Here is a 15,726-nt window from a genome sequence, read left to right on the forward strand (position 1 = left end):
GCGCACATGTACAAATTGACTGTTGAAGAACTGCATAAAAGTTACGGTAGCCACGAAGTGCTCAAAGGCGTTTCCCTGAAGGCCAATACCGGTGATGTGATCAGCTTGATCGGCGCCAGCGGCTCGGGAAAAAGCACCTTTTTGCGCTGCATCAACTTTCTAGAAACACCCAATGGCGGCGCCATGAGCCTGGACGGCAAGCCGATTCGCATGATCAACGATCGCCATGGCATGCGCGTGGCCGATGATGCCGAGTTGCAGCGTCTGCGCACCCGCCTGGCGATGGTGTTTCAGCACTTCAATCTGTGGGGCCACATGACGGTGCTGGAAAACATCACCATGGCCCCGCGCCGGGTGTTGGGGGTCAGCAAGAAAGACGCCGAGGAACGTGCCCGACGTTATCTGGATAAGGTCGGTTTGCCGGCGCGCGTGGCGGATCAATATCCGGCTTTCCTTTCGGGCGGGCAGCAGCAGCGCGTGGCCATCGCCCGTGCCCTGGCCATGGAGCCGGAAGTGATGCTGTTCGATGAGCCGACTTCGGCCCTGGACCCAGAGTTGGTGGGTGAAGTGTTGAAGGTGATTCAAGGCCTTGCTGAAGAGGGCCGGACGATGATTATGGTGACGCACGAAATGAGCTTCGCTCGCAAGGTGTCGAACCAGGTGCTGTTTTTGCACCAGGGGCGAGTCGAGGAAGAGGGGGCGCCGGAGGAGGTGCTCGGCAACCCGAAGAGCGACCGCCTGCGGCAGTTTTTGAGTGGCAATCTGAAGTAAGCATCGCCGTCGCCTCGTGGTGTTGAGTGGTTGTTCAACACTGCGAGGCGGTCTTTGGGCAGGCTGCTTACATGGACAGGATCAGGCGTCCTGCAAACAGAATCAGAATGACCCCCATGGTTCGTTCGAACCAATGCCCCATGCGCATGAACAGCAGCCGTACCCTGGCGCTGGAAAAGAACAGCGCCACAATGACGAACCACAACGCGTTCACAAAACACATCCAGACCCCGTACAGCGCCTGAATCTTCAGCGGTGTCGAGGCGCTGATGAGGGTGGTGAAAATCGCCAGGAAAAACAGCGTGGCCTTGGGGTTGGTGGCGTTGGTCAGAAACCCGGTGGTGAACGCCTTCAGCAGCGTTTGCTCGACCAGTGGTTCGTCGCTGGGCTTGTCGCCTTCCAGCCCGGTCTTGGGCTTGCTGCGCAGCAGGTTCACCCCGAGGTAAAGAATGTAGGCACCGCCCACTACTTTGGCGACGGTCAGAAGCCAGGGAGTGGTGTGCATCAGCGCGCCCACGCCGAGCAAGGTGTACAGCACGTGCACCGAAATACCGGCGCCGATTCCCAGGGCTGTACAGATCCCGATCAAACGACCAAAACGCACACTCTGACGAATGGTCACGGCAAAGTCGGGCCCGGGGGCGACTACCGCCAGAAAGTGGATGGTCGCCAGCGCAAGGAACTCGCCTAGGTAATTGGAAAACATTTCAACTCCAGAAGGTCAGGGGTGAGGCATTGCCGCGATAGCCGACAAAAAAAGAAAGGCTCAGGCGCGGGTCGCTCACGCCCGGCGTTACCGAGTGCATGCGTCGCGAATTGAACATGATGAAATCACCCGGTTCAGGGCGGATTTCCAGAGTCGCAGGGCCGAGTAGCACGGGGTCGATGCCGTAACTGTCGCCGCGCATTTCGTCGAACCGGTCGGGGGAAATGTCGTCGTCCCATATTTGCAGCGCGCCGCCTTCGGTGGGCATGTTCAGGTAAACATTGCAGGCGAACTGCGCCTCCAGGCTTCGCGCCTGAAAACTGTCCGGGGCGTCTTTGGCGAAGATGTCGTGGTGGGCCAGGAAGCACACGCCGGGTTTCACGACGCGGGACAGCCCGACATACATCTTGCGGCCGTAGAGGTTTTCCAGATGCGCCCCCGCAGGCCATGACTCATCCAGCATGCAGCGCAGGGTGTCTACCGGCGAGGAATAGGGGGCGCAACGATTGCGCAGTTCGGCGATGTTGCTGGTGGCGCGTTCGAAATAGTCCTCGATCAACAGCGGCTGGTTCTCGGCTTCATAAAACGCCATGCCGATGCGACCGATACTCGGCGCATTGATATAACCTTCAAAGCCCGGGGCGAGGATCTTGTCACCAATATCGACTGCCAGCGGCGGGGGCAGAAAGCGTTTGACGCGGATGGCGAGGACTTCTTCGTTGGCCAGTTTTTTTATGCACGTCTCATCGAGACGCTCGACATCTAGCATCATGGTTTAGGTCCGTCTATCAGGTAGTCATCGAGCCTGCGAGCGCAGGCTCTTCCCTTTCAGGCGATGGCGTGCAGGCATCGCCCCATTGCTCAGTCCAGGTCGTAGTGAACTGAAAGTGTGCCCTTCTTCTGCGAGAGGGATGCGATCTTGACTGTGCCCAGTTCCTGCAGGCGCCTTACATGAGTGCCGCCACAGCCGTAGGCGGGCAGTTCACCGAAGCCGATCTCACGCGAACCTTCGCGTAGGGAAATCAGGCGCGGCAGATCATCGGCAATCCATTGTGTGACAGCGCTCTGGATGGTCTGGGCGTCGAGGTCCTGAGGTGCTTCTCCCGGCTTGAAGGTCACCCGGCCTTCGCTGGGCCAATGGTGGGCCTTGATGGGTACCCAGCCGCGGGTTTCGGCAAAGTGACCGATGAGATGGCCGGCCGAATGCATGCGGGTGTTGAACTGGCGGCGTTGTTCGTCGACCCGGATCTGGATCATGCCGAGTTTTACCGGGTGGTCGACGTAATGAATGATTCGGTCCGGCTCTTGGATCACTCGCAGGACCTGGCTTTCGCCGATCCAGCCAGTATCACAGGGCTGTCCACCGCCCTGGGGGTGGAACAGTGTCGCACGCAGCACAACGGCAAATTCGTTCTCGTGGGGCGTGCAATCCAGGACTTCCACATTGGCTTTGAGGTCATCACTATGGAAAAAGAGGCGAAGCGTCATATTCCATGCCCTTATTAAAATTTCTATTTTTATTATATGGACGCTGGAATTGCGTGATAATCCGCTCAAACATCAAAGGACTGTTGCGCTGTGAGCATAAATCTTCCACTTCCCTTGTTGGGCGAAATGGCGATTTTCGTCAAGGTTGTCGAGACCGGCAGCTTCTCGGAGGCGGCTCGCCAACTTGGTTCCTCCCCTTCGGCGGTCAGCCGGAGTATTTCCAGGCTGGAAAAGGCGCTGGCTACCCGACTGCTGCAACGCACCACGCGTAAGTTGCGTCTGAGCGACGGCGGGGAAGAGGTGTTCAAGCGTTGTCAGGAAATGGTCAGCGCTGCGAAGTCCGTGATGGAGATCAGCGGCCAGTTCACCCATGAAGCCGAAGGCCTGGTGCGGGTCAGCGTCCCCAAGGCTGTGGGGCGGTTCGTGATTCACCCCCACATGCCGGAATTTTTGCGCCGCTACCCGAAAGTGGATGTGGAGTTGCTGCTCGAAGACCGCCAGGTTGATCTGATCGACGACCATGTCGACCTGGCGATTCGCATCACCGACCGCCCCCCGGCAGGGCTTGTGGGACGCCAATTGCTGACCATCGACCATTTGCTGTGTGCCACGCCGCAGTACCTGGCCGAACATGGGACCCCGGCCCATCCTCATGATTTGCTCAACCACAGTTGCATTTATCTGGGTGAGACGCCGAGCGACGCACGCTGGAAGTTCAAGAAGGGCACCAAAGCGGTGACGGTAGGTGTGCGTGGCCGGTACGCAGCCAATCACACCGGGGTGCGGTTGGGGGCGGTGTTGCAGCACATCGGGATTGGCAGCTTGCCGTACTTCACCGCACGTTATGCGCTTGAGCAAGGGTTGATTGTGCAAGTGCTGCCGGACTGGAGTTTCCTTGCGTCCTATCACGGTGGTGCCTGGTTGCTGCATTCACCGACGCGTTACTTGCCACCCAAGTTGCGGGTGCTCATCGATTACCTGGTGGAGTGCCTGGAAAAAGAGCCGACCCTCAGCAAGCCCGGCAGGGCCAGTGCTGTGGAGCATGAGGCGCTGGAGTACGAGCTGCCGGAAAGTGATGGGTTGCTTTGACAGACGCCATCGCGAGCAGGCTCGCGATAGCGGTTGTCCAAACAATGGATCATTCCGGAACAAAAAAGGCCCGCATGTTCAACCATGCGGGCCTTTTACATATGCTGATCGGAAATCAGTGTTTGCTGTCCTTGTTCGACAAGGCCAGCAGTTGTTTTTCCTGGTTCCAGTCGAACGGTTCGTCGTTCTGTTCGGCTTCGTAGCGACGATCTTCCAGTGCCTGATACAGATCGATTTCATCGTCTGGCATGAAATGCAGGCAGTCACCGGCGAAGTACCACAGCAAGTCGCGCGGGACGAGGTGGGCAATTTGCGGGTAGCGCGAAATGACCTGGCAAAGGATGTCCTGGCCCAGGTACTGGCTTTCGATCGGATCAACCGGCAGTTGCAGCATCAGTTCATCGAAGCGCTCGAGGAACAGCTCATGGCTTTCTTCCGGTACTTGTTCGGCTTCACCGAGGGCGACCAGGATGCTGCGCAGGTGCGAGAGCAGGGCGAGAGTGTGGTCGAGCATAACGGGATTCCTCTGGAACTAAAGCAAAACGGGCGCCGGAGTATATAGCTCCGACGCCCGTTTTTCACCCTTGAGCCGCTGGACGAGCAACGGCCTTAGCGGGTCTTGCCCTCTGCGAGCGACAGTTGCTCCTTGGTGAAGTCGTCGACATCGATGACTTTACGGCGTGCCGCCTCAGCCTCGCGCAGTGTTTGCGCTTCGCCCGGTTGCAGCACACCGGCCTCCAGTGCGGCATCGATGGCATGTTCCCCGGCAACCGGTTTGACCTGACCACTTTTGAGTGCCACGTGGAGTTTTTTCTGTAAGGGCTGGGCTTCGCTCAGCAGGTTGCAGGCATGTTGCAAGGCGCCGACCGGATCGTCGGTTGATTGTGGGCGATAGCAACCGGCGAGCAACTCTTCCAGGGTCGGATCACCCTTGGCGCGGCCGATAACCGCCGCAACTTCGGCATCGAGTGCGTCCGATGGTCCCTTGTGACGACGACCGAAAGGGAACACCACGACCCGCAACAGGCAGCCCAGTACCCGGTTCGGGAAGTTGCTCAACAGTTCATCCAGTGCCCGCTCCGATTGGCCGAGGCTTTCTTCCATGGCCCAGTTGAACAGCGGATGCAGGTGTTGCGGCGAATCGAGGTCGTGATAACGCTTGAGGGCGGCCGAGGCGAGATACAGGTTGCTGAGCACGTCACCGAGGCGTGCGGACAAGCGTTCGCGACGCTTCAGTTCGCCGCCCAGTAGCATCATGCTCAGGTCCGCGAGCATGGCGAAGGCCGCCGCCTGACGATTGAGGGCGCGAAAGTAACCCTGGCTGAGCTTGTCGCCCGGTGTGTGTTCGAAATGCCCGAAGCCGAGGTTCAGCACCAACGTGCTGGCGGCATTGCCGACGGCAAAGCCTAAGTGCTTGAGCAGCAGGCCGTCGAACTCGATCAGTGCCTTGTCCTTGTCTTCACGCTCCGCGAGGGCCATTTCCTTGAGCACGAACGGATGGCAGCGAATCGCGCCCTGGCCGAAAATCATCAGGTTGCGCGAGAGAATATTTGCCCCCTCCACGGTGATGAAGATCGGCGCTCCTTGCCAACTGCGGCCCAGGTAGTTGTTCGGGCCCATGATGATGCCCTTGCCGCCGTGCACATCCATCGCGTGGCTGATGCATTCGCGGCCACGTTCGGTCAGGTGATACTTGAGGATTGCCGAGAGCACCGAAGGTTTTTCGCCGAGGTCCACCGCGTTGGCGGTCAGCATGCGCGCGGCGTCCATCATCCAGGCATTGCCGCCGATACGTGCCATGGCTTCCTGAATCCCTTCGAATGCCGAGAGCGGTACGTTGAATTGCTCGCGCACTTGCGCGTATTGGCCCGTTACCAGGCTGGTGAATTTGGCTGCGCCCGTACCCACGGCGGGCAGCGAAATCGAGCGCCCGACCGACAGGCAATTCATCAGCATCATCCAGCCTTTGCCGAGCATGTCCTGGCCGCCGATCAGAAACTCCAGCGGGACAAAGACATCCTTGCCTGAGTTCGGGCCGTTCATGAACGCGGCGCCGAGGGGCAGGTGGCGACGGCCGATGTCCACGCCGGGGGTGTCGGTGGGAATCAACGCCAGGCTGATGCCCAGGTCTTCTTCATCGCCCAGCAAGTGGTCCGGGTCATAGGCCTTGAACGCCAGGCCCAGCAGGGTCGCGACCGGCCCGAGGGTGATGTAGCGTTTTTCCCAGTTCAACCGCAGACCTAAGGTTTCCTTGCCTTCCCATTCACCTTTGCAGATGACGCCGGTGTCCGGCATGGCGCCGGCGTCGGAGCCGGCCAGTGGTCCGGTCAAGGCAAAGCAGGGGATGTCGTCGCCGCGAGCCAGGCGCGGAAGATAGTGATTACGTTGTTCGTCGGTGCCGTAGTGCAGCAGCAGTTCGGCAGGGCCCAGAGAGTTGGGGACCATTACCGTAGACGCGAGGTCACCGCTGCGGGTGGCCAGTTTCATTGCCACCTGGGAGTGAGCGTAGGCGCTGAAACCCTTGCCACCGTATTCCTTGGGGATGATCAAGGCGAAAAAGCCGTTTTCCTTGATGTGGGCCCAGGCTTCGGGCGGCAGGTCCATTGCCTGGCCGATCTGCCAGTCGCTGACCATGGCGCAGAGCGCTTCAGTGGGGCCATCGATGAACGCTTGTTCCTCTTCGCTCAGTTGTGCCTTCGGGTAGGCCAGCAGTTTGTTCCAGTCCGGACGGCCGCTGAACAGTTCGCCATCCCACCAGACCGTGCCGGCATTGATGGCGTCGCGTTCGGTTTGCGACATCGGTGGCAAGGTTTTCTGGAACCAGTTGAACAGGGGCGCAGTGAAGTATTGGCGACGCAGGTCCGGCAGCAGCAGTGGTGCAGCGACGGCGGCGAGTACGATCCAGAAAACCAGCAGCAGCCAGCCTGGTGCATGACTGAAGGTGCCCATCGCCAGCAGATAGACCGCCACCACGCCCAACGCAGGCAACGGTGCGGTACGGCGATGAGCCAGGTAGGCAATACCGACCACCAGAACCAGTATCCACAACAGCAGCATATTCAATCCTCCGTGAAACCAGGGGCAAAACCACCTTCAGAGCTTAGACGGCATCCGCAAAACAGGGTGGTCAGAGCGATGTGTTTGAATCTGTAGGAAATCTTGGTGAATGCAGTGCGGGGTGTCCCTTCCAGGTTGTTGAATTCCTCCGTGGACAGAGCGGCAAGCTCTGATATTTGGCCGAAACGTCGTTATCGCTGGGCCGGGGCTGTCGTTAGACTCGTGACTTCCCCAGGAGACCTTCCTCATGCACGAGTACTTGAGTCCCGGACGCTTCATTGATAGTGACCACCCTGCGGTGGTGGAGTTCGCTGAAAAGCACCGTGGTCACAGTCGTGACCTGATCGAGCAGGCCGTGAGCCTCTATTACGCCGTGCGTGAGGCGGTGCGGTACAACCCCTACACCTTCAGCCTTGACCCGCAGACGCTGCGCGGCAGTTACGCGCTGGCGACCGGCGAAAGTTATTGCGTGCCCAAGGCCACGTTGCTGGCCGGGTGCGCGCGCCATTGTTCGATTCCGGCGCGCATCGGGCTGGCGGATGTACGCAATCATCTCTCGACGCCACGTCTGATCGAGTTGCTCAAGAGTGATGTGTTTGCCATGCACGGCTACACCGAGCTGTATCTGAACGGTCGATGGGTCAAGGCCACGCCGGCGTTCAACCAGAAACTTTGCGAACTGTTCGATGTACCACCATTGGACTTCGACGGGATGAACGACAGTATTTTCCACCCGTTCAACCGCCAGGGGCAGCAATCGATGGAGTACCTGGTGGACCACGGCCAGTTCCCCGATGTGCCTGAGGCGTTCTTTTTTGCGCACCTGGAAAAGTGCTATCCGCACTTGTTCGGCGGTCCGATGCCCACCCGCCTGGGTGACATGCAGAGCGATTTGAGTCGCGCCTGATCCGGCGTAGACTGCCCCGGCATTCATCCATTGAGGAGCGGTCATGCTGAAGATCTGGGGTCGGAAAAATTCATCGAATGTCAGGAAGGCACTCTGGTGCGCCGAGGAACTGGGCCTGACCTATCAAGCGCTGGACGCGGGTGGTGCCTTCGGCGTGGTCGATACTCCCGAGTACCGGGCGATGAACCCCAATGGCCGTATCCCGGTGATCGAGGATGAAGGTTTTGTGTTGTGGGAATCCAACACTATCGTGCGTTATCTGGCGGCTCGTCACGCTGCGAACAGTCACTGGTACGCCGCCGATGTACAGGCACGTGCGGCGGCCGAGAAGTGGATGGACTGGACCACCTCGACCTTCGCCGAACCGTTTCGCCAGGTATTCTGGGGTGTGTTGCGCACCCCGGCGGATCAGCAGGACTGGGTAAAAATCAATTCGGCGCTGAGTGCCTGCACCGAGTTGCTGAAAATGGTCGACCAGGCGTTGTCCGTGCAGCCCTACCTGTCCGGCGAGCAGATCGGCGTCGGCGATATCCCCTTGGGCAGCTTTATTTATGCCTGGTTCGAAATGCCCATCGAGCGTCCGCGCATGGAGCACCTGGAAGCCTGGTACGCACGCCTGAAACAGCGCCCGGCGTATCAAAAAGCGGTCATGACTGCGTTGACTTAATACTGACTATCAACACACTTGACTGTACTTGTGCGGCGTCGCCAAGCACCATTGCGTTCCTGCGCCGTGGTTGCATTGGGCGCCGCCCACCCCTATTTATTCTTTTCCTCCCTTCTTGGTGCGTAAATCCGATATGAGTTCCGCTCTGTCCATCCGGCAGCTAACCAAAACCTACGGCAACGGTTTCCAGGCCCTGAGTGGTATCGATCTGGACGTCGCCGAAGGTGATTTTTTCGCCTTGCTGGGCCCCAACGGTGCCGGCAAATCCACCACCATCGGCATTCTCTCGACCCTGGTGAACAAGACCAGCGGCACCGTGAGTATCTTTGGCCACGACCTGGACCGTAACCCGGCAGCGCTCAAGCGTTGCATTGGCGTGGTGCCCCAGGAATTCAATTTCAACCAGTTCGAGAAGACCTTCGACATCGTCGTGACCCAGGCGGGTTACTACGGCATCCCGCCGAAAATCGCCAAGGAGCGCGCCGAGCAGTACCTGACGCAGCTCGGGCTGTGGGACAAGCGCGATGTGCCGTCGCGCTCCCTGTCGGGCGGCATGAAGCGTCGGTTGATGATTGCGCGCGCACTGGTTCATGAGCCGCGCTTGCTGATCCTCGACGAGCCGACGGCAGGCGTGGACATCGAACTGCGGCGCTCGATGTGGACCTTTCTCACCGAACTGAACGAGAAAGGCATCACCATCATCCTCACCACGCATTACCTGGAAGAGGCTGAGCAACTGTGCCGCAACATCGGCATCATCGACCACGGCACCATCGTCGAAAATACCAGCATGCGTAACCTGCTCGGTCAGTTGCATGTCGAGACGTTCCTGCTGGATCTGAAACACGACATGAGCGTGGCGCCGCAACTGATAGGCTATCCGAGCCGCCTGGTGGACCGGCACACCCTGGAAGTCCAGGTCGACAAGGCAGTAGGCATCACGGCGTTGTTCGCTCAGTTGGCGACGCAGAACATTGAAGTGCTGAGCCTGCGCAACAAAACCAATCGCCTCGAGGAGCTGTTCGTGTCTCTGGTGGAGAAAAATCTGGCGAAGGTGGCCGTATGAGTTCCGAACTGAAGCCCAACCTGGTTGCGCTCAATACCATCGTTTACCGCGAGGTTCGGCGTTTTACCCGGATCTGGCCACAAACCCTGCTGCCGCCCGCGATCACGATGGTTCTGTACTTCGTGATCTTCGGCAACCTGATCGGTCGGCAGATCGGCGACATGGGTGGCTTCACCTACATGGAGTACATCGTGCCAGGGTTGATCATGATGTCGGTGATCACCAACGCCTACGGCAACGTGGTATCGAGCTTCTTTGGCAGCAAATTCCAGCGCTCCATCGAGGAGTTGATGGTTTCACCGGTTTCGCCACACACCATTCTGATCGGCTACACCGTGGGCGGGGTGCTGCGTGGGCTGGCGGTGGGCGTGATCGTGACGCTGCTCTCGCTGTTCTTCACTGACCTGCAAGTGCACCATTTGGGGATTACCCTGCTGGTGGTGCTGCTGACGGCAACGATTTTCTCGCTGCTGGGGTTCATCAACGCCGTTTTTGCACGCAACTTCGACGATATCTCGATTATCCCGACCTTCGTGCTGACACCGCTGACGTACCTGGGCGGGGTGTTCTACTCCATCAGCCTGCTGCCGCCGTTCTGGCAGACCGTGTCGCTGGCCAACCCGGTGCTGCACATGGTCAACGCGTTCCGTTACGGCATCCTGGGCGTCTCGGACATCAAGATCAGCATCGCCATTACCTTCATGCTGGTAGCGACCGTGGTGCTGTACATCGGGTGTGCACGGCTGCTGGTCAGCGGGCGCGGGATGCGTACATAACCTACGGCAAACCCGATTCTTGTGGGCGCGAACCGGGCGGCGTTCCGATGCTCGCGATGGCGTCATCCCAGATGCCACATAAAAAGCGGCCTCCAATTTTTGGAGGCCGTTTTGCGTTTCTACATCCGGTTTTTCTTGCGCCGCTTCCATTGCCGGCTGACCCACCAGCGCCAGTAGGTCATCGTCATGCAATAGGCGAGGGCGCCAAACACCAGGCCTGCCACTACCGAACCCAGCAAGAACGGTTTCCACAGTGTCGACAACTCGCCGCTGATCCATTCCCAGGTCAGTTCGTCCGGCAGGGTGCGGGCGGGCACATCCATCAGCCAGGCGCCGGTCTGGTACGTGCAGAAGAACACCACCGGCATGGTGATCGGGTTGGTCAGCCAGACCAGGCTCACCGCAATCGGAATGTTGCCGCGCACGGATATGGCGAGGATCGCGGCCACCAGCATTTGCAGCGGAATCGGCAGGAATGCGGCAAACAACCCCACTGCCATGGCGCGGGCGACGGAGTGCCGGTTGAGGTGCCAGAGGTTCGGGTCATGCAGCAGGGTGCCGAGAAAGCGTAAGGATTTGTGTTCCCGGATGCTCGTTGGATCTGGCATGTAACGTTTGAATAAGCGCCGTGGCATAGGGCTTCTCGGTCGATTCAGGCGGCAAGTATGCCCGGATTCTAGCGATGGCCAATTCAGACTTTGTGACAATTAATAAATGCGCACAGGTTTCAGTCGGCTAATCCAAGAGAGGGGACTCTCAAGGACGGGCTTATGCGCACAGGGATGTTGGCGCTCGCATTGGGTCTGTTGACCCTGCGTTTTTTACCGGTGCTGCCGCCGGCCGGCCTGTTACTGCTGTTGCCAGTACTGGCCTTGATGCTGTTGCCGTTTCGCAGTTATCCCTTGGCGTTTTATCTGCTGGGCTTGAGTTGGGCCTGCATCAGCGCGCAGTGGGCGCTGGATGATCGTCTGGCGCCTGGCCTGGACGGGCAAACCCGTTGGGTCGAAGGACGGGTCGTGGGGCTGCCGGACATGGAGGAGGGGCGGGTGCGTTTTGAACTGGCCGATGCACAGTCGCGGCGTGCACGGTTACCGAGTCTGATGCGTTTGTCCTGGCGTGACGGGCCACCCATCAATAGCGGTGAACGCTGGCGGTTGGCAGTGAAGTTGAATCGTCCCGCGGGGTTGCTCAATCCTCAGGCGTTTGACTACGACGCCTGGCTGCTGGCGCGACGCATCGGGGCCACCGGGACGGTCAAGGACGGGCAGTTGTTGCACCCGGCTCAAGGTGCATGGCGCGATGGCGTCCGGCAGCGTTTGTCGGGCGTCGATGCACAGGGCCGGACGGGCGCTCTGACGGCATTGGTGCTGGGGGATGGCGGGGGCCTGAGTACCGAAGACTGGCGCATTCTGCAGGACACCGGGACTGTGCATTTGCTGGTGATTTCCGGGCAGCACGTCGGCATGCTGGCCGGGTTGGTGTATCTGTTGATTGCCGGTTTGGCCCGTTATGGGGTGTGGCCGACGCGCTGGCCCTGGCTGCCGTGGGCGTGTGGGTTGGCCTTTGCGGCGGCGCTTGGTTACGGCTTGCTGGCAGGGTTCGAGGTGCCGGTGCGCAGGGCCTGCGTGATGATCGGGTTGGTGTTGTTATGGCGTTTGCGCTTTCGCCATCTGGGCGCCTGGTGGCCGTTGTTATTGGCCCTCGATGCGGTGTTGTTGCTGGAGCCGCTGGCCAGTTTGCAACCCGGTTTCTGGTTGTCATTTGCGGCGGTGGCGGTGTTGATCTTCACCTTCAGCGGTCGTTTGGGCGCGTGGCGCTGGTGGCAGACCTGGACCCGCGCCCAGTGGCTGATCGCGATTGGCTTGTGTCCGTTGCTGTTGGCGCTTGGGTTGCCTATCAGCCCTGGCGGGCCAATCGCCAATTTGCTTGCCGTGCCCTGGATCAGCCTGATGGTGTTGCCATTGGCGTTGTTGGGGACGTTACTGCTGCCGTTGCCCTATGTCGGCGAGGGATTGCTCTGGGTGGCTGGCGGTTTGCTCGATCTGTTGTTCAGCGCCTTGGGGTACATGGCCGGCCATGTTCCGGCCTGGATTCCACCCGTGTTGCCGCTGTGGGTCCTGGGGATCAGTGCGTTGGGAGCCTTTCTATTATTGCTGCCCAAGGGTGTGCCGTTGCGCGTGCTGGGTTGGCCGATGCTGCTGTTAATCGTGTTTGCCCCGCCCAGTCGTGTACCGGAGGGGCGCGCGGAAATCTGGCAACTGGATGTCGGTCAGGGGCTGGCGATTATCGTCCGCACGCGTCATCACACAATGCTCTACGACGCGGGACCGCGCTTCGGAACGTTCGACCTGGGTGAGCGGGTGGTGCTGCCGTCGCTGCGCAAGTTGGGGGTCAAGAAGCTCGACCTCATGCTGCTCAGCCATGCCGATGCCGACCACGCCGGAGGAGCCGGTGCGGTCATGCGCGGATTGCCGGTGGGCCAGGTACTCAGTGGCGACCCGGCCGCGCTGCCTGCCGAACTGCTCGCTCAAGGCTGTGAAAGCGGCAAGCGCTGGGAGTGGGACGGGGTGCGTTTTGCAGTGTGGCAGTGGCCCGACGCCCGGGAGAGCAATCAGCGTTCCTGTGTCTTGCAGGTCGAGGCCAATGGGGAGCGCTTGCTGCTGACCGGTGACATTGATGCTTTCGCTGAGCGGGCATTGCTCGACAGTCCATTGGCGGTGACCACGCACTGGTTGCAGGCACCGCATCACGGCAGTCGCAGTTCGTCATCGATGCCCATGCTAGTGGCGCTCGCGCCCAGGGCTGTGCTGATTTCTCGTGGGCACGGCAACTCGTTCGGCCATCCCCATCCGCAGGTCGTGGCGCGTTATCGGCGTTTGGGGATGGCGATTTATGACAGCACCGAACACGGTGCCCTGCGCCTGCAACTAGGCGACTACTCATCGACGCCCGAAGCCCTGCGTGAGCAGGCACGGTTCTGGCGTGAGCGCCCCGGCGTGGATCCATAACCGAGGGTTATTAAAGCCGGACGACATGCGACATCACGGTCTTCGGTGCGCCGACCCCCTATGTTAGAGTGGCGCACTTTTTCGAGGGGGCTGTCACTGTGTGGGAATTGGTCAAATCCGGCGGCTGGATGATGCTGCCGATCATTCTGAGTTCCATCGCGGCCATGGCGATTGTCGCCGAGCGTCTCTGGACCCTGCGAGCCAGCCGCGTGACCCCGGAACACCTGCTCGGGCAGGTCTGGGTGTGGATCAAGGACAAGCAACTCAATAAAGACAAACTCAAGGAACTGCGTGCCAACTCACCGTTGGGCGAGATCCTCGCGGCGGGCCTTGCGAACTCCAAACATGGTCGCGAGATCATGAAAGAGTGCATCGAAGAGGCAGCGGCCCGGGTGATCCACGAACTCGAGCGCTACATCAACGCGTTGGGCACCATTGCGGCCATGGCGCCGTTGCTTGGCTTGCTGGGCACGGTACTGGGCATGATCGATATCTTCAGTGCGTTCATGGGCACGGGCATGAGCACCAACGCTGCCGTACTGGCCGGTGGTATTTCCAAAGCCCTGATCACCACGGCGGCGGGCCTGATGGTGGGTATCCCGTCGGTGTTCTTCCATCGGTTCCTGCAACGGCGGATCGATGAACTCGTTGTGGGCATGGAGCAGGAAGCGATCAAGCTGGTCGAAGTGGTGCAGGGCGACCGTGACGTTGATCTGGCCGAGGGCAAAGCGTGAAATTCCGCCGCAAGCAACGGGAGAACGTGGATATCAACCTCGCGTCGTTGATCGACGTGGTGTTTATCCTGCTGCTGTTTTTCGTCGTGACGACCACCTTCACCCGTGAAACCCAACTGCGTGTCGACCTGCCGGAGGCGGTCAGCGGTTCGCCCGCCGAAGACCAGCAGGTCAAACAGCTGGACATCGCCATCAGCGCCGAAGGTGTGTTTTCGGTGAATAACCAGTTGTTGCCCAAGAGTGACCTGGCCAGCCTGATCGACGCGTTGCAGAAAGAATCCAGCGGCGACACTAGCCTGCCATTGTCCATCAGCGCCGACGGCAAGACCCAGCACCAGGCGGTCATCACAGCGATGGACGCCGCGGGCAAGCTGGGGTTTACCCACTTGCGCATGACCACGGTCGAGGCGGCGCCAGCACACTGATGGCCATGTCCGATCGATTACTCGCCGCCTGGTACGCCGGTCATCCGGCATTGAAGCTGTTGCAGCCGCTGGAGTGGCTATACCGGCGTGTGGTCACGCGCAAGCGTGAGCGTTTCCTGGCGGGCGAAGGTGAGATTTACCAGCCAGCGGTGCCGTTGATCGTGGTCGGTAACATCACCGTGGGCGGCACCGGCAAGACGCCGCTGATCCTGTGGATGATCGAACATTGCCAGCGCAGCGGCCTGCGGGTCGGGGTGGTCAGTCGGGGTTACGGTGCCAAACCGCCGCAATTGCCGTGGCGAGTCGAGGCGGATCAAATCGCCGACACGGCGGGTGACGAACCGCTGCTGATCGTCCAGCGCACGGGTGTGCCATTGATGATCGACCCGGATCGCAGCCGTGCGGTGCAGGCCTTGCTTGAGGCAGAGCCGCTGGACCTGATCCTCTCCGACGACGGCATGCAGCACTACCGCTTGGCGCGGGACCTCGAACTGGTGCTGATCGACGCCGCGCGCGGTCTGGGCAATCGGCGCTGTTTGCCGGCAGGGCCCTTGCGTGAGCCGGTCGAGCGCCTGCAAAGCGTTGACGCGGTGCTGTACAACGGCGCCACGGCGGATCGCGACGACGGGTTTGCCTTTCAGTTGCAACCCACCGCACTGGTCAATCTGCTGACCGGCGAGCGCCGTCCGCTGGACCACTTCCCCGTCGGTCAGGCCTTGCATGCAGTGGCCGGGATCGGCAACCCGCAACGTTTCTTCACGACCCTTGAAACGCTACACTGGCGACCTGTTCCCCATGCTTTTGCCGACCACGCGGAGTACAGCGCGGCGGCCTTGAATTTTACGCCGGCATTGCCATTGGTGATGACCGAGAAAGACGCGGTGAAGTGCCGTGCCTTCGCGAGGGCGCACTGGTGGTATCTGGCGGTCGACGCGAGCCCATCGCCGGCCTTCGTGGCCTGGTTCGATACGCAGTTGATGCGCCTGTTGCCTGCACGGCTTTTGCCTTAACAACGCTTTTTATCCAGGGAAT

General features: G+C 60.1%; 16 protein-coding genes. 10 read left to right on the forward strand and 6 right to left on the reverse strand.

What is annotated here, in order from left to right:
* Nucleotides 1-6 precede the first annotated feature (6 nt).
* On the forward strand, nucleotides 7-771 hold the full coding sequence (locus tag AC1Z1G_RS08475) for an ABC transporter ATP-binding protein (RefSeq protein ID WP_483626359.1): 765 nt from the start codon (nucleotides 7-9) through the stop codon (nucleotides 769-771).
* A gap of 67 nt (nucleotides 772-838) precedes the next feature.
* Here AC1Z1G_RS08475 and AC1Z1G_RS08480 read toward each other — a convergent pair whose 3' ends face one another.
* The 3 genes from AC1Z1G_RS08480 to AC1Z1G_RS08490 all read right to left on the reverse strand — a co-directional run bounded on the left by AC1Z1G_RS08480 (nucleotide 839) and on the right by AC1Z1G_RS08490 (nucleotide 2,965).
* Entirely contained in the window at nucleotides 839-1,477 is a 639-nt protein-coding gene (locus tag AC1Z1G_RS08480) for a LysE family translocator (protein ID WP_483626361.1), read from the reverse strand.
* A gap of 1 nt (nucleotide 1,478) precedes the next feature.
* On the reverse strand, nucleotides 1,479-2,249 hold the full coding sequence (locus AC1Z1G_RS08485; RefSeq protein ID WP_483626362.1) for a 2OG-Fe(II) oxygenase: 771 nt from the start codon (nucleotides 2,247-2,249) through the stop codon (nucleotides 1,479-1,481).
* Nucleotides 2,250-2,338: 89 nt separating this feature from the next.
* Nucleotides 2,339-2,965 carry an alanyl-tRNA editing protein gene (locus AC1Z1G_RS08490; protein WP_483626364.1) on the reverse strand — a complete coding sequence of 209 codons (627 nt, stop codon included), beginning with the start codon at nucleotides 2,963-2,965 and terminating at the stop codon, nucleotides 2,339-2,341.
* Between the two features lie 90 nt (nucleotides 2,966-3,055).
* Here AC1Z1G_RS08490 and AC1Z1G_RS08495 point away from each other — a divergent pair, with 90 nt between their 5' ends.
* On the forward strand, nucleotides 3,056-4,054 hold the full coding sequence (locus tag AC1Z1G_RS08495; protein ID WP_483626365.1) for a LysR family transcriptional regulator: 999 nt from the start codon (nucleotides 3,056-3,058) through the stop codon (nucleotides 4,052-4,054).
* Nucleotides 4,055-4,169: 115 nt separating this feature from the next.
* Here AC1Z1G_RS08495 and AC1Z1G_RS08500 read toward each other — a convergent pair whose 3' ends face one another.
* Both AC1Z1G_RS08500 and AC1Z1G_RS08505 read right to left on the reverse strand, forming a co-directional pair.
* Nucleotides 4,170-4,568 (reverse strand): PA2817 family protein, encoded by a 399-nt coding sequence (locus AC1Z1G_RS08500; RefSeq protein ID WP_483626366.1) that lies wholly within the window; start codon nucleotides 4,566-4,568, stop codon nucleotides 4,170-4,172.
* Nucleotides 4,569-4,663: 95 nt separating this feature from the next.
* Nucleotides 4,664-7,111 (reverse strand): acyl-CoA dehydrogenase, encoded by a 2,448-nt coding sequence (locus AC1Z1G_RS08505; RefSeq protein ID WP_483626368.1) that lies wholly within the window; start codon nucleotides 7,109-7,111, stop codon nucleotides 4,664-4,666.
* A 247-nt stretch (nucleotides 7,112-7,358) separates the two neighbouring features.
* On the opposite strand from AC1Z1G_RS08505, the gene AC1Z1G_RS08510 reads away from it, so the two are divergent.
* From AC1Z1G_RS08510 to AC1Z1G_RS08525, 4 genes are all read left to right on the forward strand, one after another.
* Entirely contained in the window at nucleotides 7,359-8,018 is a 660-nt protein-coding gene (locus tag AC1Z1G_RS08510; RefSeq protein ID WP_483626370.1) for a transglutaminase-like domain-containing protein, read from the forward strand.
* A gap of 43 nt (nucleotides 8,019-8,061) precedes the next feature.
* Entirely contained in the window at nucleotides 8,062-8,685 is a 624-nt protein-coding gene (locus AC1Z1G_RS08515) for a glutathione S-transferase (protein WP_483626371.1), read from the forward strand.
* A gap of 133 nt (nucleotides 8,686-8,818) precedes the next feature.
* Nucleotides 8,819-9,751 (forward strand): ABC transporter ATP-binding protein, encoded by a 933-nt coding sequence (locus tag AC1Z1G_RS08520; protein ID WP_483626373.1) that lies wholly within the window; start codon nucleotides 8,819-8,821, stop codon nucleotides 9,749-9,751.
* Nucleotides 9,748-10,527 (forward strand): ABC transporter permease, encoded by a 780-nt coding sequence (locus AC1Z1G_RS08525; protein WP_347904887.1) that lies wholly within the window; start codon nucleotides 9,748-9,750, stop codon nucleotides 10,525-10,527. The genes AC1Z1G_RS08520 and AC1Z1G_RS08525 overlap by 4 nt, the downstream gene beginning before the upstream one ends.
* A 119-nt stretch (nucleotides 10,528-10,646) precedes the next feature.
* On the opposite strand, the gene AC1Z1G_RS08530 is transcribed toward AC1Z1G_RS08525, so the two are convergent.
* A complete protein-coding gene (locus tag AC1Z1G_RS08530; RefSeq protein ID WP_483626375.1) occupies nucleotides 10,647-11,162 on the reverse strand; it encodes a DUF2062 domain-containing protein in 516 nt (171 codons plus the stop codon).
* Between the two features lie 135 nt (nucleotides 11,163-11,297).
* Between AC1Z1G_RS08530 and AC1Z1G_RS08535 the strand changes: the two genes are divergently transcribed.
* From AC1Z1G_RS08535 to lpxK, 4 genes are all read left to right on the forward strand, one after another.
* The gene (locus tag AC1Z1G_RS08535) at nucleotides 11,298-13,535 is read left to right on the forward strand and encodes a DNA internalization-related competence protein ComEC/Rec2 (RefSeq protein ID WP_483626377.1); all 2,238 of its coding nucleotides are present in this window, start codon (nucleotides 11,298-11,300) and stop codon (nucleotides 13,533-13,535) included.
* Nucleotides 13,536-13,633: 98 nt separating this feature from the next.
* Nucleotides 13,634-14,269 carry a MotA/TolQ/ExbB proton channel family protein gene (locus AC1Z1G_RS08540; protein ID WP_483626379.1) on the forward strand — a complete coding sequence of 212 codons (636 nt, stop codon included), beginning with the start codon at nucleotides 13,634-13,636 and terminating at the stop codon, nucleotides 14,267-14,269.
* Nucleotides 14,266-14,694 (forward strand): ExbD/TolR family protein, encoded by a 429-nt coding sequence (locus AC1Z1G_RS08545; protein WP_483626381.1) that lies wholly within the window; start codon nucleotides 14,266-14,268, stop codon nucleotides 14,692-14,694. Before AC1Z1G_RS08540 ends, AC1Z1G_RS08545 begins: the two co-directional genes overlap by 4 nt.
* Nucleotides 14,694-15,704 carry a tetraacyldisaccharide 4'-kinase gene (gene lpxK, locus AC1Z1G_RS08550; protein WP_483626383.1) on the forward strand — a complete coding sequence of 337 codons (1,011 nt, stop codon included), beginning with the start codon at nucleotides 14,694-14,696 and terminating at the stop codon, nucleotides 15,702-15,704. Before AC1Z1G_RS08545 ends, lpxK begins: the two co-directional genes overlap by 1 nt.
* Nucleotides 15,705-15,726 lie beyond the last annotated feature (22 nt).

It is taken from the genome of Pseudomonas sp. JL27(2026) (assembly GCF_056933555.1).

Bases quoted from the DNA above. Each gene is read 5' to 3' on its own strand.
- AC1Z1G_RS08510 (WP_483626370.1), top strand. From the start codon at position 7,359: ATGCACGAGTACTTGAGTCCCGGACGCTTCATTGATAGTGACCACCCT.
- AC1Z1G_RS08485 (WP_483626362.1), bottom strand. From the start codon at position 2,249: ATGATGCTAGATGTCGAGCGTCTCGATGAGACGTGCATAAAAAAACTG.
- AC1Z1G_RS08525 (WP_347904887.1), top strand. From the start codon at position 9,748: ATGAGTTCCGAACTGAAGCCCAACCTGGTTGCGCTCAATACCATCGTT.
- AC1Z1G_RS08530 (WP_483626375.1), bottom strand. From the start codon at position 11,162: ATGCCACGGCGCTTATTCAAACGTTACATGCCAGATCCAACGAGCATC.
- lpxK (WP_483626383.1), top strand. From the start codon at position 14,694: ATGGCCATGTCCGATCGATTACTCGCCGCCTGGTACGCCGGTCATCCG.
- AC1Z1G_RS08505 (WP_483626368.1), bottom strand. From the start codon at position 7,111: ATGCTGCTGTTGTGGATACTGGTTCTGGTGGTCGGTATTGCCTACCTG.
- AC1Z1G_RS08500 (WP_483626366.1), bottom strand. From the start codon at position 4,568: ATGCTCGACCACACTCTCGCCCTGCTCTCGCACCTGCGCAGCATCCTG.
- AC1Z1G_RS08490 (WP_483626364.1), bottom strand. From the start codon at position 2,965: ATGACGCTTCGCCTCTTTTTCCATAGTGATGACCTCAAAGCCAATGTG.
- AC1Z1G_RS08480 (WP_483626361.1), bottom strand. From the start codon at position 1,477: ATGTTTTCCAATTACCTAGGCGAGTTCCTTGCGCTGGCGACCATCCAC.
- AC1Z1G_RS08475 (WP_483626359.1), top strand. From the start codon at position 7: ATGTACAAATTGACTGTTGAAGAACTGCATAAAAGTTACGGTAGCCAC.
- AC1Z1G_RS08535 (WP_483626377.1), top strand. From the start codon at position 11,298: ATGCGCACAGGGATGTTGGCGCTCGCATTGGGTCTGTTGACCCTGCGT.
- AC1Z1G_RS08515 (WP_483626371.1), top strand. From the start codon at position 8,062: ATGCTGAAGATCTGGGGTCGGAAAAATTCATCGAATGTCAGGAAGGCA.
- AC1Z1G_RS08520 (WP_483626373.1), top strand. From the start codon at position 8,819: ATGAGTTCCGCTCTGTCCATCCGGCAGCTAACCAAAACCTACGGCAAC.